The 942-nt window shown below is 70.4% G+C and carries 1 pseudogene; it reads left to right on the top strand.

From position 1 onward, the window contains the following. A pseudogene (locus ACY45C_RS20415) lies at positions 1–942 on the top strand (hypothetical protein); the annotation flags it as partial.

Genomic DNA, 942 nt, shown 5'->3' with positions numbered 1-942 from the left:
CGGCGCGCCTGACCGATCTGACCTTCCGCACCGTCACGCCGCAGGACAACGGCTACCAGGCCCTGGCCCACGCTCCGGTGATCTACGGCCGGACGGCACCGGCCGCCACCGCGAATCCGATGGCCGGCGGGCCGTTCCAGAACGCCGTCACCGACACCCCACTGCTCGCCTTCCACTCCGAAGCGCCAACCGCGATCGCCGGTCATCGCCTGCTGACCTACTCGATGGTGTGGAGCAACGAGGACGAAGGCACCCCGACCCCGGCCCTGATGGCGTTCTGGGGGCGGACCACCGACATCGAGTGGACCTACCAGGTCGAGATCGACGCCACCGGCAACGCCATCCCCGGCAGCGCCGTGATCCAGGGTCCGGAGCACACGTCGCAGCCGTTCACCGGCCGGTACGAGGGCACGCACCCGCTGCTCGGGACCTGCACGCGCAGCAACAGCATGTGCCAGAACACCAACGGCCCGATGCGGTTCGCCCTGTCGGCCGCGGACACCCTCGACCCGAACGCCGAGGCCCCTGAACGGGAGATGGACCGCAACCCGTGGACCTACTGGGTGATGTCCCAGGAGGTCGCCCGGGAGGGCAAGGTCGCCGACGCCCCGGTCCCGAACTCGCGCACCCGGATCAGCGACCCGCGTAACTACCTGTACCTGATCGTCCGGAAGAACACGGTCGGCACACCGAACACCGCCGACGCCTGGGTCGGGCTGTCGGTCGGGGTGCGGCTCGCCGGCAACCCCGAGACCTACCGGTCGAACAAGACCTACCCTGCCTGGTCCATCGAACGGGACGCGCCGGCCGCCACGGCCGTCAAACTCCCGCCCGGGACGGTCGCGGAGGACATCGCGTCCATCCAGGCGACCCGGGTCGTCGGTGCGGGTGCCGACACCGGTGCGCGCATCCAGGTCGACTCGATCGAGCGGGCGTTCCTGC

Source organism: Frankia sp. CcWB2 (genome assembly GCF_977927585.1).
This window is presented reverse-complemented; position numbering and strand designations above follow the sequence as displayed.